The organism is Psychromonas ossibalaenae ATCC BAA-1528 (genome assembly GCF_000381745.1).
In the GTDB taxonomy this organism is placed as follows: Bacteria; Pseudomonadota; Gammaproteobacteria; order Enterobacterales; family Psychromonadaceae; genus Psychromonas; species Psychromonas ossibalaenae.
On sequence record NZ_KB907001.1, the window covers coordinates 25,984 to 45,916 of the forward strand.

Below are 19,933 nucleotides of genomic sequence, written 5' to 3' on the forward strand. Positions count from 1 at the left end.
AGAATGAAACTATCTCGTCGAACTTTTTTACAAATGAGCGCAACACTTGCATCATCAACTGCACTAACAGCACTGCCGAGTACAGCCACCGCAAGCAACATTGAAGACGGACACAAAGCTCTGGTGTGCATCTTTTTATTTGGCGGCAACGATGCTTATAACATGCTGGTGCCTATGTCCGAGCCGGCTTATTCTCAATATATAACCGCCCGCCCGGATCTTGGGCTGACACAGGATCAGATTCTTCCCACAGGGCTGGCCACAGATAACGGCGTACAGCTGGGTATTCATCATGCAATGGCCTCTATGCTGCCGTTATTTACAAACGGTCAGGCCAGTGCGTTTATTAACAGCGGCCAGCTGATTGAACCGGCCACACGAACTCAAATCGAACAGAAAGAGGTACGCTTACCCGATTTTTTAATGGCGCATAATTCCCAGCAGGATATGTGGCAGTCTGGTGCAGAGAACCTTTCTCATCCTTACGGCTGGGCAGGCAGAATGATGGATATGCTCGGCATCAGCAGTGATATTTCACCTCTGTTTTCCATTACGAATGAGGCAAAACTGCTGCGCAATGCCAATGCCAGTCAGGTAATTATTAACAGCTCAGGTGTAGATGACTACACTGCCTGGGACCAGGAAAGCCGAGTTAACGGTTATTTTTCTCACTTCAGAACTCGAGAATACACAAATGTCTATGAACGTAATTATGCTCAGCGTATGCAGGAGAGCGTAATAGAAAATCAAGAGTTAAAAAATGTACTTAATGCCTACCCGGCAACGGGCAGCTATCCGCAAAGCGATCTGGCAGAGCAGCTGAGCATGGTAAGCCGTTTAATTCAGGCTAAAGATATGATGGGGCAAAAGCGTCAGGTCTTTTTTGTCGGAATAGGCGGCTTTGATACTCATAAAAATCAGCAGGCAGTGCATCATGACCTGCTGGCTCAAGTCAGTGATGCCATAGCAGCCTTTAATCAGGATATAAATGAGCAGGGGCTCAATGACCAGGTAACCAGTATTACCATGTCAGATTTCGGACGACGGATCATCGCTAATGCTTCGGGTACGGATCACGGCTGGGGCGGACATCAGATTATCAGCGGCGGGGCCGTTAATACGACATCCGCTTACGGAAGCTGGCCGGACTTAACACTAGAGAGTGAGAGTAACTATAATAACGGGCGTATTATCCCGGGCATTGCAGCCGATCAGGTTAATGCTTCTTTATGCAGCTGGTTTGGTTTAAGTAATGAAAAGATTCTAGAATTATTTCCTAACCTAAACAATTTTGACTCACCTGACTTAGACTTTTTTAGTGTATAAAACTTAAAAGCGACGGGTAGATAACGTTATATCTGCCTGCCGTTTTATTATCAAATTCCTGTAATACATTGTTTAATAGAGTCTTCCATACTGCACATTACCCGGCGACCATCGACTTCCACCAAACGTAGATGATTAAGCGTTTTTCTTAAAAAAAACTGCTTAATAAAACGTGATTCATCATCAGATGAAATATGAACTTCTCTAGCAAACATCAGCAAATATATATTATCGCCTAACTGGCCGAATAAAGCTTTACCAAAGAAAAATGAGCCTTTATCCGTTTCAATGGATGTATAAGCGATGCCGCCATCACATTTCATTTTAAAATCGAAGCTCTCCTTTTCTCCGTAATAATTCATTGCACATGAAGTTCCAATTAGAAACGGGACGCTCAGTACAACCAATATGATCAGTAGTCCTCCCCCAAATAATAATGAGGGTTTGTTTTTAAATACTGAAAGGTTCATAAAAAATCAGGCCTTTTATTTAATCGTCAGTTAACTTGCAATGTACTTTGTCAGGGGAGTCATCGCAAAAATAAATGCTGGAAAATGGAGAATAGATCTTATTAGCCAGGACAAGTATTAAAAACAATAATACGATTAGCGCTATAATATGTTTATAAAACCAGCCTCTATAAGGCTGTACTTGAGCAGTTAAAGCGGGATCCTGTAAATTATTATCCGTTTCGTCTAACGAATCCGCCTGTTCAGCTTTATTGATAACAGCTAAAGATTCAGAATCAAGCTCAAATCCCTCAACGAGAGAAAAATAAGCAGGTAAAATTTCGGCTTCAATATAATAGCCCCTGGAAGGTACTGTTGTTATACTGCTTTCAACACCAAGTTCCAGCAGTTTTCTGCGTAGACTTTTGATCGCAACACTAAGCGTATTATTGCTTACAACCCGATCCGGCCAGCCTATTTTAAGAAGATCCTCTCTTTCAACCACCTTTCCAGCCTGCAGTAATAATAAGCGTAATATCTTTATTTCTGAGTGAGGCAGTTGAATTTTTTTATCATGCAGACACAAAGTGTGATGCTCAATTTTTATTTTTACTGTCATATCGACGTCTTCACAACCAACTTTAATCTTTGAATATAATGGGACTTAAACAAAAAACCCAAAAACATAACGTAACTTAAATTTATTTCATAGAGCAGCTGACACGTGGAACATACAATTAATTCACTCCTGCTAAATAAGGAAACTGCAGTTTCTAATCCATATTTCTGTTTGCGTCAAAAACTTCGAGCTGCGCATAATACCCCTAAAGTGATACCGCGACAACTATACATTCACTGACAAAGAATATTTATTATTCTAAATGTGAGCAATTACCCACCTGAAACACTCTTTTTAGTATAAAATTTCACTATATTAACCGCCACAGCCAGGATCCATGGCTTTCAGAAATAGTCCATTATAGCACTACTGATAATTGCACCAACTAATATATCCCTTATTTATCAATAAAATACATACACCTATTTGTACAGTATCTGTATCAGTAATAATCAATAATAGTTTTTGATTTCATTCTTCAGGTGAAGCTCCCTAAGCTGGTATCCCATTTAGCAACCCAGACCTGAACAAGTAGATATATCAGGCATCTGAACAGATAGGACAAACTATGCTTAAACAGCTTTTCCCCGCGGCTCTACTTGTATTTACGATGAATACTTACGCCTCCGATGTTACAGCCATTCCTCAACAGTCGGGATGGGACGGATTTTTAATGGGAGGACTCGGCAATACGCAGTTTTCATCAAACTTTGTTTCCGGTACTCAAATGAACAGCCTGTCATCCGCAGAGACAGATTCTCTTTACAATTCCCCCCACACAGAGTCTAGCTTCGCAGTGCAGTATAACTTTGATATTCGCTACACTTTTGCACACAGCGGTACACAGATTGTCTTAGGGAATCTAATGCAGGATGCATTACGTCTCGATTTCAGTCAGCAGCTTGGCATTCGTCAAAAGGTAAATAATGAGGGTATTGTCTCCGTTTCCTATCTGTTTTCCGGTATGCCCAGCGAAGTCTGGGCTGATCCCTATCAGACAGATGCACAACGCAGCAGTACGGAAAAAAGCGCAAACGGTGTACGCCTAGGCTGGGAACAGGTATGGGCGACACCACTAACGCTAACTTACACACGACGAGAGCAGAGCCTGACAGAGGAGAGCAGCGGTCGTAGTTTAGACTTAACAGCTAATGAGCAGCAGAGCCTGGACCGCAACGGCACAATAAATTCGCTTGAAGGCGCCTACCGCTGGCGGCTGCAGAATAATCAGCAGCTGACCGGTGCACTGATCTGGGAAAATTATGATCTGCAGGGAGATGCGATGAGTCGAACGCGTATCGGCGGACAGCTCACCCATAGCTTGTCCACTCAAAATTACACAATTGTCAGCAACCTTTATGCCGGTGCCTTACTCTATGATGAAAACAATCCTGTCTATGATACAAAAACCGACACCGCTGAAACAGCAGTCAATGTCAGCCTGTTCAGACATAATCTCTTTGGAGTAAATTCACTAAGCGGGCTGGCTGCCGTCCTGTGGGGACAATCAAATTCCCAGGAAGATTTCTTTGACTCAACGATCACCCGTGTTTCAGTCGGAGTTGTTTACAAATTTTAAAGCGGACTCAGCTGCGCAAAGTACTATGTCAGAATATTCAAGACTCACTACAAGCCACTGCTTGTTATTGGATTTCTGACAATGCTTTTTTTATTTTTCCGACGGTTGCTGTATCAAGCCACTCGGTCCAAATTCCCGGATAATGTGCTAAAAAATATTCGACGGTCTCTTCGCCATCAGCCTGCTGTTTTTCCATCCAGGCTAATAATTGATTCATTTGTACATTAGTAAATGAGCGCGCTGAAATGTAGGCTAATGCTTCAGGTGCATTTTTTGCAAACCTTTCAGTTACCACTGTATCAACAACAGACAGCGGATACATGGTGACTTTAGGCGCGGCGCAGTCATGTTGAATAATACATTCTTTAAAATACTGTTCGTCAGTTCCCGACCCGAAATCAACCTTGACCATTTTATACTTACCAAGCACTGATGTCGGCGCCCAGTAGTAACCAAACCATGCTTGTTTACGCTCATAAGCTTCAGCGATCGAGGCGGCAAGCGCTATGCCGGAACCTGGGTCAACTAAATCAAAACCGAACTTATCTAACTGCAGCGCGCGAAACAGGTGCCCTGCTGAAATCCGGCAGTTCCAGCCGACAGGACACCCCATAAACACTGACTTACCGGGATTTTGCGGATCTCTGAATAGTGCTGCATTTGCTTTAATACCGGCAATCGTCGCTAATGCAGGATCTTTCTCCACCATATAATCAGGTACCCAAAAACCTTCTTCTCCGCCATCGGATAATGGCGAACCGGCATAACGAATGACCCCTTGCTGTACACCAAGGTCTAATGCCTGCTTAAACGAGTTATTCCAGAACTCAGGGACAATATCCGGCTGCCCGGCAGCAATCATCGAAGCTCCCGTAGGCATAGTATCTCCGGCTATAACCTGAACGTCACAACCAAAACCATGCTCAAGAATAAAACGGTCGAGGCTGGCAATCAGAGTCGCAGAATCCCAGTTCATATCTGCAATACTGACTCTGCCACACTCACTGGAAAAAGCACTGCTGGAAAATGAAGTTAATGCTAGAAAAAATGAGGTGACAAGGAGTTTTCGCATACTAATATCCCTATTATTTAGAATCCATTTATAGCGTACAACACTGTTACTTGTTTTGTATAAAAAACATGCATTATTCTTCTAGATTAAAGTAGAAGAGTTATAAACTACCAGCCTCTACTCCTACCGAAATTATTGATGTATAAAACAATAGCTTGCAAAAATTATCAGCGACATTCATATAAACCTTATAAAAATGAGTAAAAAATGACCGTTATGTAGATCACAATATTACTGTTGACGACTTTTATTTTTTTATTAAATAGACATTATAGGGACCGGTCCCGGGACCAGTCCCAAAAACCGGGTAAGAGTGAACAATTTTACCGAAGAACTTAATAAATTCTTCAGCGCAGAGATTCTCATTAACCGGAGCAATGACCACGTTTACTTAAAATGCCTTTTAAAACAAGGTGTAGGAAGGAAATACAGCAAATCCAGACTGCTTATATGATTAAGCTTTAATACAATAAGGAAACAACAATGAAACTATTACCTCTTGCAGGCGCAATTTCTGCAGCACTATTATCAGCAAATGTAACGGCAGAAACGTCTCCTCTAGAATTTAACGGTTACATGCGCGGCGGTGTAGGCCTGGGCAGTGAAAGCGGCTCTAATCCAAAATGGGAAGTCAACAAAGTTGGACGTTTAGGTAACGAAAATGACCTCTACGGTGAATTTGGTTTTAAAAAAGAAGTTTTTAATGACGGTGAAACTTCATATGTTGTTGATTCAATGCTTAAGTACTGGGCTGGTCAGGACGGAGCCGGAGGTGATGTAGAAGTTGCACAGTTTAATGTACAGGCCAAGGGGCTGTTTGAAGATAAAGATATTGTTCTTTGGGGCGGTAAACGTTACTACCAGCGTCATGACGTGCATATTCTTGACTCTTACTACTGGGATATAAGCGGTACAGGTGCAGGTATTGAACATATCAATATGGGCCCGGGTAAATTATCTATGGCATTGATTCAAGATGAAGTTACAGGTGACCTTGATGACGGTCAGGAAATCACTGCAGTGATAGCTGACATCCGTTATGCAGGTATTCCTCTATGGAACAGGGCTGATTTGGAAGTAGGTGTTGACTACAACTACGGGCATGAAAGAAACGGCCAGTCGATTGATGCAGATGACAGTATATTGTTGACCGCCAGCATAACGCAGAACTTAGATGCCGGTTTTAATAAAACCATTTTACAAGCAGCCACTGCCGGATATGCAGAACAGATGACAGGTTACGGTTCAGGTAACGGAATAAAACGTGATGTTAATGATAACGATGCTTCAGGCTACCGTATTATCAACTGGGGTGTAATATCTTTAAGTGATGATATCGAATTTGGTCACTCAGTACTTTTTGCCGCTGCAGGAGATGTTGACGGTACTGATACTGATGACACGCTGTTCAGTGCTGTTGCTCGTCCAATGTACAAATGGACAGAGAAGATGCGTACCATAGTAGAAGTAGGCGGCTTTACACAGACAATTAACGATATTGACGGTGCCGGCAGTAAATTTACTGTTGCACAGGCATGGGTGCCACAGGTCGGTTTCTGGTCGCGTCCTGAAATTCGGGTTTTTGCAAGCTACATGAATGATTACGAAAATGAAACAGCATTTAACGGCGCAGACAGCGAAGTTAGTGTGGGTATGCAGGCTGAAGCATGGTGGTAAACCTAGACTGACCTGACAATCAGATTAACAGGAGCCGGTGGCTCCTGTTAATCTTCAACATTATCTCTTTAAGCACAAATACTCACTACTGTAGTCCCATCGCATATTTCATCACTCTGTTTTTAAGGACCCCGCTGTTCTGTGCCAGTCCTAAAATGCCTTTACGTAACAAGCGCACCGAACTTAATTCACACTTACTGCCTTTATAAAAAACATCCATAGCCGTCTGCATTAGTAAATTGGCCGGTTTACGTCTGTTTTCGTAACGTTTTAATATACTCTGCAGCGGCAGATCGCTGCTGTTGTGCAGAAGATCCACTAAACATTCAACATCCTTAAATCCCAGGTTTACCCCCTGACCTGCTAAGGGGTTAATGGTATGAGCAGCATCACCTAACAAAACACATACACCTTTATAATAACGCTGCGCATGACGGCGAGTCAGAGGAAATGAACCTTTGTCTTGAACTTCAAAATCAAAATCTAAAGAGGCAAACTCAGCTTTTATCACTTCTTTTAACTGCGCATTAGATAATGACTTTAACTGATTGATTTTTAGTGGATGATGATACCAGACTAAACTGGCATTATTATCTGCAAGCGGTAAAAATGCACAGGGTCCCGTTTCTCGGAACTCCTGCCAGGTAATGTCCTGCTGACCACGATTTGTTTTAATATTAATCAGCATACACTGCTGACGATAATCCCATGCTGTAATACCAATATTTAACAACTGCCGAACAGTAGAGTTTGCACCGTCACAGGCAATTAACAGATCTGCACTGATTTGCGTATTATTGTCTAAGTTTATCGACACGCCTGAATCCGCGTTAGTGATGCTGTTAACCTGTCTGTTTTCGTGGAAAGTAACGTTATCAAGTTCTTTCAGCGCCTGCCATAATACAGCCTGGATCCAGCGATTTTCGGCAATATAACCTAAAGCGTCGATACCAATATCTGCACTGTCAAATTTCAATCTGGCACTGCCTTTTTCCCAGGTCTGTAAGCCCCGGTAAGCACAAAGGCGGTTTGCGGGGATCTGCTCCCATACTCCGGCCTGCTCTAATAGATTTTTACTTTGCGCGCTAAAGGCCGATACACGCAGGTCAAAGATTTCGTCTGCAGACGGAGTAGTACAGGGCGTTTTTTCCACCAGATGAATAATATCCCCCTGCCGGGCTAATAATAATGCAGTTAATGCGCCAACCATACCGCCGCCGATTATTATTACTTCTCTGTTCTGCATTATTATTTCCCTGAAAATTTTAAACTCTGTTTATTGTAATCAAATTATCCTGACTTATGGAAAAATAATAGATAAAAACACAAAATTTCAAAAACTTATTTCCCCACTGTTTATAAGCGCTTTAGCGGTTATTAAGAGAGTTAAACAAAAAGTAGCATGATTGCGGTGAAGTGCGTAAAATGCGACCTCTTTTTATAGAACACAGTATGAGTAAACAGATTATGAGCATGAAATTACACGTCAAAACTTGGGGTTGTCAGATGAATGAATACGATTCATCAAAAATGGCAGACCTGTTAAATTCAAGCAACGGTTATACCGCCGTAGATAATGCAGAAGATGCAGACGTTATTTTGCTTAATACTTGTTCAATTCGTGAAAAAGCCCAGGAAAAAGTATTTCACCAGCTGGGGCGCTGGAAAAAATTAAAAGATAAAAAACCTGATTTAATTATTGGTGTCGGCGGCTGTGTTGCGTCTCAGGAAGGCAAAGCAATTCGCCGCCGCGCACCTTATGTTGATATTGTTTTCGGCCCGCAGACTCTGCACCGTTTACCGGAGATGATTAAGCAGGTTAAAGAGAATCACGGCACCGTCGTTGATGTCAGTTTCCCTGAAATTGAAAAGTTTGATGCCTTACCTGAGCCGCGCGCAGAAGGTGCAACTGCATTTGTTTCAATTATGGAAGGCTGCTCAAAATACTGTACTTACTGTATTGTTCCTTATACTCGCGGTGAAGAAGTCAGCCGCCCGCTTGATGATATCTTATTAGAAGTTGCGCAGTTAGCTGAACAGGGCGTACGTGAAATTAACCTGTTAGGCCAGAATGTAAACTCATTTATCGGTGCAACTCACGACGGCGGTATTTGTAGTTTTGCCGAGCTATTACGTTATGTAGCCTCAATTGACGGCATTGACCGTTTACGCTACACCACTAGTAACCCGATTGATTTTGGTGATGATATTATTGACGTTTATAGCGATACGCCTGAATTAGTGGATTTCTTACACTTACCGGTCCAGGCCGGTGCAGACCGTATTCTCAGCCTGATGAAACGCGGCCACACGGCAGATGAATACAAAGAAAGAATTGCCAGCCTGAAAGCCGTTCGTCCTAATCTGACGGTAAGCTCTGACTTTATTGTTGGTTTCCCGAATGAAACCGATGCTGATTTTCAGGAAACCATGGATCTAATTAATTACATCGGTTTTGATACCAGCTACAGCTTTATCTACAGCCAGCGTCCGGGTACACCGGCGGCTGATATGCCCGATGATGTTACCTTAGAAACTAAAAAACAGCGTTTAGCTGTCTTACAGGACAGAATCCATCAGAATTCACAATTGATCGGACGCCGTATGGTCGGCTCTGTACAGCGTATTTTAGTAGAAGGTCCTTCACGTAAAAATATTATGGAACTGTGCGGGCGTACAGAAAACAACCGTATTGTTAACTTTGAAGGTGATCATCGCTCAATCGGCGGTTTCGTTGATGTTGAAATTACCGAAGTACATACCAACTCAATTCGCGGTAAGTTTATCCGCGGTGAAGCTGATATGAATCTACGTGAATCAATTCGTCCCAGCGATATCGTTAACAAACATGAGAAAAACCTCGGTGTGGAAACATTCACACCTGAGTTAAACGGTTAATATATCCCCCAAAACGGGTATACATTTTTATACCCGTTTTATATAACTGCCCGGCAGCATATAACTTTCATTAATAAACTGATTCAAACAACTTCATCTGAAATAAGGTTCCATTATTTTGACAACAAAACTGACTACCGTTCATCTTGATTTAGTACCAGAAGACAGCAACCGTTTAGCGGTATTATGCGGATCTTTTGATGACAACCTTAAACAGATTGAGCGTCGTTTAGGTGTTGAGATTATTTATAAAAACTCACACTTCCAGGTTGTCGGCGAGCATCGTTATGCTCAGGCATGTTCGGATCTTTTAAAAGATCTGTATATAGACACCATGCCGGTCAAAGGTAAAACAGCAGCTTTATCAGATGAAGAGGTGCATCTAGCACTGCAGGATTTAATCTCCCACCACCGCTTATTAGAAGCCAAATCTGCAGACGATCAGGTCGGTTATCAGAGCCTGTCAATTAAAACCAAACGTGGTGTTATTAAACCCCGCGGTGAAAATCAAACCAAATACGTCAGCAACATATTAAGAAATGACATCAGTTTTGGTATCGGGCCAGCCGGTACGGGTAAAACCTATTTAGCAGTTGCCTGTGCAGTTGAAGCTTTAGAACGCCAGGAAGTGCGACGTATTTTACTGACCCGTCCAGCCGTTGAAGCCGGTGAAAAGTTGGGTTTCCTACCCGGCGATCTGTCCCAAAAAGTAGATCCTTACCTGCGCCCGTTATATGACGCTTTATTTGAAATGTTAGGTTTTGAAAAAGTTGAAAAACTAATTGAACGAAATGTTATTGAGATTGCCCCATTAGCATACATGCGCGGCCGTACTTTAAATGACGCATTTGTTATTCTTGATGAAAGTCAGAATACCACGGTTGAACAGATGAAAATGTTCTTAACCCGAATTGGGTTTAATTCAACCGCAGTGATTACCGGTGATATCACGCAGATTGATCTGCCTCGTCATCAGAAATCGGGCCTGCGCCATGCAATAGAAGTGCTTGGTGAGGTTGAAGAGGATATCAGCTTTAGTTTCTTCGCTGCCGAAGATGTGGTGCGTCACCCGGTTGTAGCACGTATTGTTAAAGCTTATGAAGCATTTGACCGTAAAGCTGAGATTGCAGCTTCTGAATTAGGTAATAAATAATGGATCTGTTTGTTGATTTACAAATTGCCAGTGAAAATGAACACAAACTGCCGGATCTTCTCTCTATTGAAAAATGGGTATGTGCCGCTCTGCTGGCAGGTTTAGAGGTACAGCGCGAAGAAGTCGAATTAACCGTGCGCATTGTCGATCAGGACGAAAGCCAGGAGCTGAACAATACCTACCGCGGCAAAGATAAACCGACCAATGTACTGTCGTTTCCTTTTCAAAATCCGCCGGGGATCACATTACCTTTATTAGGTGATCTGGTAATCTGTAAACAAGTGGTTGAAAAAGAAGCACTACAGCAGAATAAATCTGAGACGGAACACTGGGCGCATATGCTTATCCACGGCACATTACACCTGTTAGGCTACGACCATATCATCGAGCAGGAAGCTGTTGAGATGGAAACCCTTGAGACAAAACTATTAATGGAACTTGGTTTTGCTGATCCCTATTTAAGTGAAAAAGAGTAAATAAAATTAATGTCTGAAGACAATATACAAAGCGTACCTGAAAACTCTAGATCTGGACTATTAGACAAAATCGGCAGCCTTTTCCAGGGAGAGCCGCAAAACCAGAAAGAGTTATTTGAAGTAATAAAAGGTGCAAAAAATCGCCAGGTCATTGATCAAAAAACCAAAGAGATGATCAAAGGTGTATTGGATGTCTCCAAACTACGCGTACGCGACATTATGATCCCCCGCTCACAAATGATCACACTAGGGCTGCATCAAAGTGTGGAAGAGTTTCTTCCACAGTTAATTGAATCCGCTCATTCCCGTTTTCCGGTGATAACAGAAGACAAAGACCATATTGTCGGCTTGTTGCTGGCTAAAGATCTGCTCAAATTTGGTTTCAGCAGTGAAGCAGACGATTTTAAAATTGAAGATATTCTGCGCGAAGCCGTAGTTGTTCCTGAAAGCAAACGCTTAGATACCCTGCTTAAAGATTTCCGCAGTCAGCGTTACCATATGGCAATTGTTGTTGATGAATACGGCGGCGTTTCCGGCCTGGTAACCATCGAAGATATCCTGGAAGTTATCGTCGGTGAAATCGAAGATGAATTTGATGATATTGATGTTGCCGAAATCCGCAAAATCGGTAAACGAACTTATGCGGTCAATGCCTTAACTTCAATTGATGATTTTAATGACTACTTTGCAACCCAGTTTAATATTGATGAACAGGATACCATTGCCGGTTTAATTATCCATAAACTCGGGCATCTGCCGGGCCGAGGTGAAAGTATCACTATTGAAGATCATCGATTTAAAGTGATCAACGCCGATAACCGCCGTTTAGTACAACTTCAAGTTCGCCTTCCTAGAGAGCTGAAAAATATTGAGCAATAATATCCTTAAAAAACTGCCGGCTGTTACACAAAATCTACCAGGGCAGCTTTTTGCAGCCCTTATTTTGGGGGCTGTACAAGTTTTTGCTTTTGCACCTTTTTCGTTATGGTGGGCAGTCTATCCTTCATTTATCGGTTTGTACTTCTTACTGCAGCAGGTACAAAAAACGACTCAACGCTATTTTTTAGTCAGCTTCACCTTCAGCTTATCGATGTTTATCGCGACCATTCACTGGGTTTATGTCAGCATGGATCAGTTCGGGGGAATGCCGGCAGCGGTCAGTATTTTTTTAATAATTCTGTTATGCGCTTATTTAGCCCTGTTCCCAACCCTGGCATTATGGGCAGGCACACGCTTCCTGCATTTTTCCCGCAGTAAACGCTATCTGTTTGTTATTCCCGTTTTCTGGCTGATTTCAGACTGGCTTCGCGGTTATGTGTTAACCGGGTTCCCGTGGGCCTATTTAGGTTACAGCCATGCAGATACGCCTTTAGTCGGGTTTGCACCGTTATTAGGTGTTCAGGGGATCACGCTGGCGATTATGATTATCTGCGGTGCACTGACTCTGATTATCCAAAAACAGAAGGTACTTTTAAATATACTGTTAATCTGCGCCATTCTGCTAGGCGGCAGCATTTTACAGCAGCAGAAATACACACAGCTGCAGCCGCAGGTAATGATTTCACTGGTACAGGGTAATATTGACCAGAATGAAAAATGGCAGAGAGACCAGCTCTATCCGTCGCTGTTTAAATACCTGGATCTCAGTGAAACCGGATTAGATGATCAACACGAGCTTATCATCTGGCCGGAGTCTGCCATTGCCGCGTTAGAACTGGATATGCAGCGCTTCCTAGTGCCTTTATCTGACGATCTAAGCAGTAAAAATAAAACCCTGATCACTGGTATTGTCGGTTATGAACTGGAGACAGAGGATTACCACAATACAATTATTATGCTGGGCAGACTGCCGCAGGGACATGAGTATTCATTAGATAGTGATAACCGCTACCAGAAGCATCAGTTACTGCCGATTGGCGAGTTTGTTCCCTTTGAAGAATATTTACGCCCGCTAGCACCCTATTTCAACCTGCCGATGTCGAGTTTTCAGCGCGGTGCTGAAATTCAGCCGAATCTGCACAATGATCAGGCCGATTTAGCATCCGCTTTATGTTATGAAATAGCTTTTCCCGAATTACTACGCAAAAATATCGCAGAAAAGACTGGTTTTATTTTGACCTTAAGCAACGATGCCTGGTTCGGTGATTCAATCGGTCCGGAACAGCATTTAGAGATTGCCAGGATGCGCGCCATTGAGTTTGCCAGACCGGTGCTGCGCAGCACAAATAACGGGGTAACCGCTATTTTTGATTCATCTGGAAATGAAGTCGGCCGCTTACCGGTAAACACAGCTGCGGTATTGAGTAAAAATGTGCAGCCGGCATTCGGGCAGACCCCCTACCAGCGTTACGGAACGACGCCGCTGTATCTATACTGCTTATTAATACTGACAGGGATGTTTTTCTATCACAGAAAACTTAAAAAGTCTGCAGGGTAATAAATGAAAAACAAAATTGCCACATTTCGTCATCCTGACTTCCAGAATAAGCTCTGGAAGTTAGCTTTGCCTATTACTTTTCAATCACTGTTATATTCTTTTCTCGGCCTGGTTGATATTTTAATGGTCAGCCAGTTAGGTGAGAGTGAAATTGCCGCCGTTGGACTGGGTAATAAAATCTTCTTCTTTAATCTACTGGTTATGGTCGGGATCAGTCACGCAGGCGGTGTACTGGCCTCGCAGTATTACGGCGCAGAAGATCTTTCTGGATTAAGACGCAGCCTGATCATTTCGCTGTTATTCAGTGTAGTCAGCACCCTTCCTTTTATCGCTTTTTATGTTTTATCCCCGGAAACAGTTACCGGACTTGCTAGTGATGACTCACATCTTTTAGGTTTTGCAAATGACTACTTAGTCATTACCGCGTGGAGTTTTATTTTTACTGCGGTAGTACTGCCCGTTGAGACTGCACTACGATCCGCTGGTGATACTAAAACAGCGATGCGTATCAGCATGCTCGCACTGCCGATCAATGCATTTCTGAACTACATACTCATTTTCGGGCATTTTGGCTTCCCGGCAATGGGCGTGGAAGGCAGTGCCTGGGGCACAGTGGCTGCTCGATTTATTCAGTTACTGTTAATGCTCTTTTTTGTTGCGAAAAGGCGTCCTTTTATTATCGCAGCGGCCGCGGAAATCAAGCAGGCACTGAGTGCTTTTGAAATAAAACGTTATATCAAACTTGCTGTACCTATGGTGCTGCACGACGGCTGCTGGGCACTGGGTGTTTTTGTTTATACACTGATTTTTGCCATGATAGGCATCCAGGAGCTGGCTGTAATGAGCATGGTTTCCACTATCGAACAAACTATTTTTGCTCTGTTTATCGGTATTGCGATTGCCAGCGGCACCATGATAGGCCATGAACTGGGCGCAAAGTCATTTGATAAAGCCTGGCAGCAGGCCTGGACTTTTATTTTATTTGTTCCGGTCCTGGCGATTTTTTTTGCGCCGGTTATTATTTTCTTCAGGGAGCCGGTATTAGCATTTTTTCCGACGCTTTCTGTTAGTGCAGCCGCAAGTGCTTCACAGGTATTAATGGTGCTGGCATTTGCTTTGTTTGTTCGCGTTATTAACTTTATCGGCATCATTGGCGTATTACGCAGCGGCGGAGATGTTAATTACAGTACCTTCATTGATATATTTTGTATGTGGTGTGTCGGCATTCCACTCACTTTTATTGCCGTTAAATATTATAATTTCACTTTAGTTGAAGCTTATCTAGTCACACTATCGGAAGAGCTCATAAAGGTTATTCTAGTTATTCTGCGTGTTCATAAAAAACACTGGCTAAAAAACATGCTGCACCCGTAAAAATATCACTTTATATCTAATGCTTATGATGCAAACCCAACAAAATAGTGAGATTAATCCTGCTATTTTGATGTCAAGCTGATAACATCTATTATTTGATTATCATATATATGGCTAAGGAATTTTTAATGTTTTTAAATAAAACAGTGTTGTTGACTGCACTTGCTCTTTTTGTGACTTCCGGCTGTGTCAGTATTGATACTGAATCACAACAAACACAAATAACCAATCTTCAAGGTGAACTTGTGGAATCACAAAAAACCAACCAGAAGACACAAGATGAGTTAACGGCTTCCAGTGAAGCGTTAAAAGCCAGCCAGGATAAAGTAACAGAACTAAGTGCTTTACTGGTAAAAGCCAAAAAAGCTAAAGCACCTAAAACTGAAATTGTACCGGTTAGCGATAAAAAAGAGATAGTGCAGTTTGATGATAAAACCGTTCTTGGACGCATTGAGTGGGTTTATATTTCAGCAGCCAAAAACAGTTATAAAGGACGAATTGATACTGGTGCAACTACTTCATCACTTAATGCCGTTGATATCGAACGTTTCGAACGTGACGGGAAAAAATGGGTACGCTTCAGCTTAAAGCACAACAAAGATAGCGAACCTCAGCGTATTGAAGCAAAAATAGAGCGTATAGCTAAAATCAGCCAGTCAAGTAAACCAGGTGTCACTGACGAACGTCCGGTAGTTCGCCTGCAGGTACGCATAGGCGATACGGTGCATCTGACAGAATTCACTTTAACTGACCGTCAGCATATGGAATACCCGGTATTAATCGGCCGAACATTTATGCGTGATGTGATTTTAGTTGACGTCAGCCAGGAATACATTCACCCAAAATATCAAGAAAAAACTAAAAAATAGGGAACCGTTATGAATGCTCGTATTTTCTTTTTTGTCCTCGTGGCCGGTTTATTTGCTTTAGGGTTATCGCAGACGATTCAGCGTCATATGGCGTTTGATATTCCATGGATGCCAGGCGAAACACGTACCATCTGGAATATTGACGCAAAAATAGATTTTGAAGCCGATGGTCAAGAAGTCATCGCTTCTTTAACCACACCGAAAGCACAAGCCGGTTATCTGCAGCTCAGCCAGAATGCTGCGTCTCCAGGTTACGGCTTGTCATTTTTAGAGGAAGGTAATGCTCCGCAGGCACAGTGGACAATTCGCGAAGCAACCGGTAAACAGACTCTATATTACAATGTGCAGTTTCTAGCTGATGCTAAAAGCACCGATCAACCTATCGATGAGATGCCTCCCCTGCTTGATCTGCAGTATGATCCAGCCGGGCAGACTGCTGGTGCAGAAATAATAAATGATGCATTAAAAACTAGTGCAGATGCATTTAGTTTTACCCGCGAGCTGTTAAAAGTACTTAACGCTGAACAAACCAGTCAGAATGTCAGCCTGGTCCTCAACGAGGACAGCAGTAAAACAGATCTGTTAATTTCATTACTTAACAAAGCTAAAATTCCATCGAAAAAAGTCGGCGCGCTTTATCTGGAAGACGGTCGCCGTCGGCAGCATCTGCAGCCTTTGGTTGAAGTTTTTCAAGAAAAAGATGGTGTAATAACTTCACGCTTATTTGATGCTGACAGTGTACAAGCGGTAGACCGCAGCAACCTGCTGCTTTGGGATCAAAGCGGTACAGCCCTGCTGGAATTAACCGGCGCTAGAAACTCAAAGGTCAGCTTTTCCATGATTCAGCAGGAGCAGCCGGCACTGGCTGCAATTATGCAGAAAGCGGAAAATGAACACCTGTTCAACTTTTCAATTCACAGCCTGCCCGTTGAAGATCAGTCACTATTTAAAGGCATCTTAATGATTCCGTTAGGTGTATTGATTGTAGTGATAATGCGCGTATTAGTCGGCCTTAAAACATCGGGCACTTTTATGCCGGTTTTAATCGCTATGGCATTTATTCAAACCAGCCTGCTAACTGGATTAGTCGGCTTTATTCTATTGGTAGCTGTCGGTTTATTTATCCGTTCCTACCTTTCCCATCTTAACCTGCTCCTGGTCTCGCGAATATCCACCGTGATTATTATGGTTATCCTGCTGATTGCCATGTTCGGCGTGCTGTCCTACAAGCTTGGGTTAACCGAAGGGCTTAAAATTACTTTCTTCCCGATGATTATCCTTTCCTGGACAATTGAACGTATGTCGGTTTTATGGGAAGAAGAAGGCGCAAAAGAAGTCATGCTCCAGGGCGGAGGCAGTTTAGCGGTTGCGGTACTTGCCTACTTTACTATGAGCAATGAGGTGACTCGTCATCTTATGTTTAACTTCATTGGCCTGCAGTTCGTTGTTATGGCACTGGTGCTGCTTCTTGGAAGTTATACCGGTTACCGTTTATTAGAGCTTCGTCGCTTTAAACCTTTAGCCGATAAGGAATAACCTATGGTTTTCTGCAGCCCCTTTAAGCTTAGAAGCAAAGGAATTATGGGCATGAACCAGCGTAATAGCGGCTATATCGGCCGTTATAACCCTCGTAAACTGTACCCGTTAGTTGATAATAAACTAAAGACCAAAATCATTGCCCGCGAAGCAAATGTGACAACACCGGCTTTATTAGGTGTTATCTCCATGCAGGCAGAAGTTGAAGGGGTTGAAACCTATATCAAAGACACCCCAGGCTTTGTTATTAAACCCGCGAAAGGCAGCGGCGGTAAAGGCATTCTGGTTATTACGAAAATTGAAAACGGACGCTATTTCAAGCCGAACGGCAGCGAAGAGAGCCTGTCTGAAATTAAACGCCATGTTACTGACATTCTTGCTGGTCTGTTTAGCCTAGGCGGCAGTGCAGATGTTGCTGTAGTAGAAGGTTTAATCCAGTTCGATAATGCTTTTGACGGCTTTAGTTTTGAAGGTGTGCCCGATGTACGCGTAATCGTATTTAAGGGCTTTCCAGTGATGGCAATGATGCGCCTGTCAACGGCGGCTTCTGACGGCAAAGCTAATTTACACCAGGGTGCTGTTGGTGTCGGCATCGATATCACCACAGGTAAAGCACTGCACGCTGTACAGTTTGATATGCCGGTGAAATATCACCCGGACACCAATAAAGAGCTTGCTCTGTTAGAAGTACCGAAATGGGAGCGTTTGATCTACCTGGCTTCCAGCTGTTATGAAATGTCCGGTATGGGTTATTTAGGCACGGACATGGTACTTGACCGAGATTTAGGGCCAATGCTGTTAGAGCTTAATGCCCGCCCGGGGCTGGCTATTCAGATTGCTAACGGTGAAGGTATCCTGCCGCGCTTAAAACTGGTTGAAAGCCTTGGTGATGACCATGGAATGACCGTAGAAGAGCGCATTGCTTTTTCTAAGGAAAATTTCTCTCAGTAATTAAAAGTTCAGCATAAAGCCGCTATCTGCTCTGCACATAGCGGCTTTTTTATAGGAATAAATAATGTTTAAACAGATACCGCTGCGTAATACCTTAAAAATGAATACGAATGACAGTGCACACGGCATTTACCGCCTGCCTTTGCTGTTCAATCTGGTTGTCAGCAGCGCATTTACAGCCCTCTTTTTTCACCTGCTTTGGACTGCCATTTATACTCAGCAGATAGCAAGTTACCTGGTTCCGGGTAGAGTTAAGCCCGTTCTATTTGCCGCTGAACCCTGGCTGTTCTCAGCGTCAACAGTGGTCACACTGCTGATGATACCTGCCTGCTTATATTCTATTTATCTATTCTGGGCAAAAAGCGATCTTAATGCGGCAAACCATAACTAATTTCAATACGTTTCCTGCAGATATAAAAAAACCGAGATAAATCTCGGTTTTTTCTGCGCGGGCAAAAATTATTTAACCACGGTTAAGCTTGGGCGTTTGCCCGGCTTAGGTTTTTTCTGTTCTTCAGGTGCAGGCTCTAACGGCTTATCCAGAGCCTGATAAGCCGGCTCTTCAGGAAAGATAGTACCGGCACCATTTTCGCGGGCGTAAATACCTTCAATTGCGTATAAAGGTACATATACCTGCATAGGCTGTCCAGCAAATCGAGCATTAAATGCAACTGCATCATCATCCATGGAAAACTGCATCACAGACTGCGGTGCAATATTAAGAACAATTTTTCCATCTTCAACATACTGCAGAGGCACTTCAACACAAGGCTGAGCCGCATCAACAATGATATGCGGGGTACATTCACTATCAACAATCCAGTTATAGAATGCACGTAAAAGATACGGACGCTGCACTAACATAACTGTCATTACATACCTACTCTAATTTCACGTTCGGTTTCAGTCATTGATGCCTGGAAAGATTCACGCTCGAATACTTTAACCATATAGCTTTTAATGCCGCTGACATTTTCATTGCCTAAATCAATATTCAATTCAGGTAGACGCCATAATAACGGTGCCATGTAACAATCAACTAGAGTGAACTCTTCAGACATAAAGTAGCTGAAATGATCAAATACAGGTGCAATTAACAAAATTGACTCGCGCAATTTCACTCTCGCCTGCTCAGCAGCCTGCGCATCGCTGCCCATAATGATTTCAACTAACGGATACCAGTCGCTTTCAACGCGCTGCATCATCAGGCGGCTTTTGCCACGCTCTACCGGGTAAACAGGCATAAGAGGCGGATGCGGAAAACGCTCGTCTAAATATTCCATAATAATACGTGAGTTGTATAAGACTAGTTCACGATCAACTAATGTCGGCACGTTATTATAAGGGTTTAGTTCAGCTAACTCTTCAGGCCAGTTCTCTTCGTCAGCGTATGTGATTTCAACATTAACGCCTTTCTCTGCTAAAACAATACGTGTTTGATGACTATACAGATCTGATGCACCCGAAAAGAGTGTCATTACAGAACGTTTATTTGCAGCTACGGCCATGGAAATCCC

Annotated in this window: 19 protein-coding genes; 13 read left to right on the plus strand and 6 right to left on the minus strand. The window is 42.9% G+C overall.

What is annotated here, in order from left to right; all coding sequences use genetic code 11:
- Positions 1-3 precede the first annotated feature (3 nt).
- Positions 4-1,326, plus strand: a complete 1,323-nt coding sequence (locus G327_RS0115890; RefSeq protein ID WP_019615789.1) for a DUF1501 domain-containing protein — start codon at positions 4-6, stop codon at positions 1,324-1,326.
- Between the two features lie 50 nt (positions 1,327-1,376).
- Here G327_RS0115890 and G327_RS0115895 read toward each other — a convergent pair whose 3' ends face one another.
- Together G327_RS0115895 and G327_RS26165 are read right to left on the minus strand one after the other, a co-directional pair.
- Complete coding sequence (locus G327_RS0115895) at positions 1,377-1,688, minus strand: hypothetical protein (protein ID WP_019615790.1); 312 nt, start codon at positions 1,686-1,688, stop codon at positions 1,377-1,379.
- A gap of 127 nt (positions 1,689-1,815) precedes the next feature.
- Entirely contained in the window at positions 1,816-2,394 is a 579-nt protein-coding gene (locus G327_RS26165) for a winged helix-turn-helix domain-containing protein (protein ID WP_019615791.1), read from the minus strand.
- 568 nt (positions 2,395-2,962) lie between these two features.
- Here G327_RS26165 and G327_RS24905 point away from each other — a divergent pair.
- A complete protein-coding gene (locus G327_RS24905) occupies positions 2,963-3,973 on the plus strand; it encodes a DUF2860 family protein (protein WP_019615792.1) in 1,011 nt (336 codons plus the stop codon).
- 64 nt (positions 3,974-4,037) lie between these two features.
- Here G327_RS24905 and G327_RS0115910 read toward each other — a convergent pair whose 3' ends face one another.
- Positions 4,038-5,045: an ABC transporter substrate-binding protein gene (locus G327_RS0115910; protein ID WP_019615793.1), complete on the minus strand. Its 1,008-nt coding sequence runs from the start codon at positions 5,043-5,045 to the stop codon at positions 4,038-4,040.
- Positions 5,046-5,528: 483 nt separating this feature from the next.
- Between G327_RS0115910 and G327_RS0115920 the strand changes: the two genes are divergently transcribed.
- Positions 5,529-6,722, plus strand: a complete 1,194-nt coding sequence (locus G327_RS0115920; RefSeq protein WP_019615795.1) for a carbohydrate porin — start codon at positions 5,529-5,531, stop codon at positions 6,720-6,722.
- Between the two features lie 85 nt (positions 6,723-6,807).
- Here G327_RS0115920 and G327_RS0115925 read toward each other — a convergent pair whose 3' ends face one another.
- Complete coding sequence (locus tag G327_RS0115925; protein ID WP_019615796.1) at positions 6,808-7,968, minus strand: FAD-dependent monooxygenase; 1,161 nt, start codon at positions 7,966-7,968, stop codon at positions 6,808-6,810.
- Between the two features lie 221 nt (positions 7,969-8,189).
- Here G327_RS0115925 and miaB point away from each other — a divergent pair, with 221 nt between their 5' ends.
- The 10 genes from miaB to G327_RS0115975 all read left to right on the plus strand — a co-directional run bounded on the left by miaB (position 8,190) and on the right by G327_RS0115975 (position 18,807).
- The gene (miaB, locus tag G327_RS0115930) at positions 8,190-9,620 is read left to right on the plus strand and encodes a tRNA (N6-isopentenyl adenosine(37)-C2)-methylthiotransferase MiaB (RefSeq protein WP_026339397.1); all 1,431 of its coding nucleotides are present in this window, start codon (positions 8,190-8,192) and stop codon (positions 9,618-9,620) included.
- A gap of 118 nt (positions 9,621-9,738) precedes the next feature.
- Positions 9,739-10,773, plus strand: a complete 1,035-nt coding sequence (locus G327_RS24910; protein ID WP_019615798.1) for a PhoH family protein — start codon at positions 9,739-9,741, stop codon at positions 10,771-10,773.
- Complete coding sequence (ybeY, locus tag G327_RS0115940) at positions 10,773-11,249, plus strand: rRNA maturation RNase YbeY (RefSeq protein ID WP_019615799.1); 477 nt, start codon at positions 10,773-10,775, stop codon at positions 11,247-11,249. Before G327_RS24910 ends, ybeY begins: the two co-directional genes overlap by 1 nt.
- A 9-nt stretch (positions 11,250-11,258) precedes the next feature.
- Positions 11,259-12,128, plus strand: a complete 870-nt coding sequence (gene corC, locus G327_RS0115945; RefSeq protein WP_019615800.1) for a CNNM family magnesium/cobalt transport protein CorC — start codon at positions 11,259-11,261, stop codon at positions 12,126-12,128.
- Positions 12,118-13,686 (plus strand): apolipoprotein N-acyltransferase, encoded by a 1,569-nt coding sequence (gene lnt, locus G327_RS0115950; RefSeq protein WP_019615801.1) that lies wholly within the window; start codon positions 12,118-12,120, stop codon positions 13,684-13,686. The genes corC and lnt overlap by 11 nt, the downstream gene beginning before the upstream one ends.
- Before the next feature lie 3 nt (positions 13,687-13,689).
- A complete protein-coding gene (locus tag G327_RS0115955; protein ID WP_019615802.1) occupies positions 13,690-15,060 on the plus strand; it encodes an MATE family efflux transporter in 1,371 nt (456 codons plus the stop codon).
- 128 nt (positions 15,061-15,188) lie between these two features.
- Positions 15,189-15,929, plus strand: a complete 741-nt coding sequence (locus tag G327_RS0115960; RefSeq protein ID WP_019615803.1) for an ATP-dependent zinc protease family protein — start codon at positions 15,189-15,191, stop codon at positions 15,927-15,929.
- A 9-nt stretch (positions 15,930-15,938) separates the two neighbouring features.
- Positions 15,939-17,465: an inactive transglutaminase family protein gene (locus G327_RS0115965; protein ID WP_019615804.1), complete on the plus strand. Its 1,527-nt coding sequence runs from the start codon at positions 15,939-15,941 to the stop codon at positions 17,463-17,465.
- Between the two features lie 3 nt (positions 17,466-17,468).
- Positions 17,469-18,416: an alpha-L-glutamate ligase-like protein gene (locus G327_RS0115970; protein ID WP_019615805.1), complete on the plus strand. Its 948-nt coding sequence runs from the start codon at positions 17,469-17,471 to the stop codon at positions 18,414-18,416.
- A 64-nt stretch (positions 18,417-18,480) separates the two neighbouring features.
- Positions 18,481-18,807, plus strand: coding sequence for a hypothetical protein (locus tag G327_RS0115975; protein ID WP_019615806.1), 327 nt, complete (start codon positions 18,481-18,483; stop codon positions 18,805-18,807).
- A 68-nt stretch (positions 18,808-18,875) separates the two neighbouring features.
- On the opposite strand, the gene G327_RS0115980 is transcribed toward G327_RS0115975, so the two are convergent.
- Together G327_RS0115980 and sspA are read right to left on the minus strand one after the other, a co-directional pair.
- A complete protein-coding gene (locus G327_RS0115980) occupies positions 18,876-19,289 on the minus strand; it encodes a ClpXP protease specificity-enhancing factor (RefSeq protein ID WP_019615807.1) in 414 nt (137 codons plus the stop codon).
- A complete protein-coding gene (sspA, locus tag G327_RS0115985) occupies positions 19,289-19,924 on the minus strand; it encodes a stringent starvation protein SspA (protein ID WP_019615808.1) in 636 nt (211 codons plus the stop codon). The genes G327_RS0115980 and sspA overlap by 1 nt, the downstream gene beginning before the upstream one ends.
- Between the last annotated feature and the right edge of the window lie 9 nt (positions 19,925-19,933).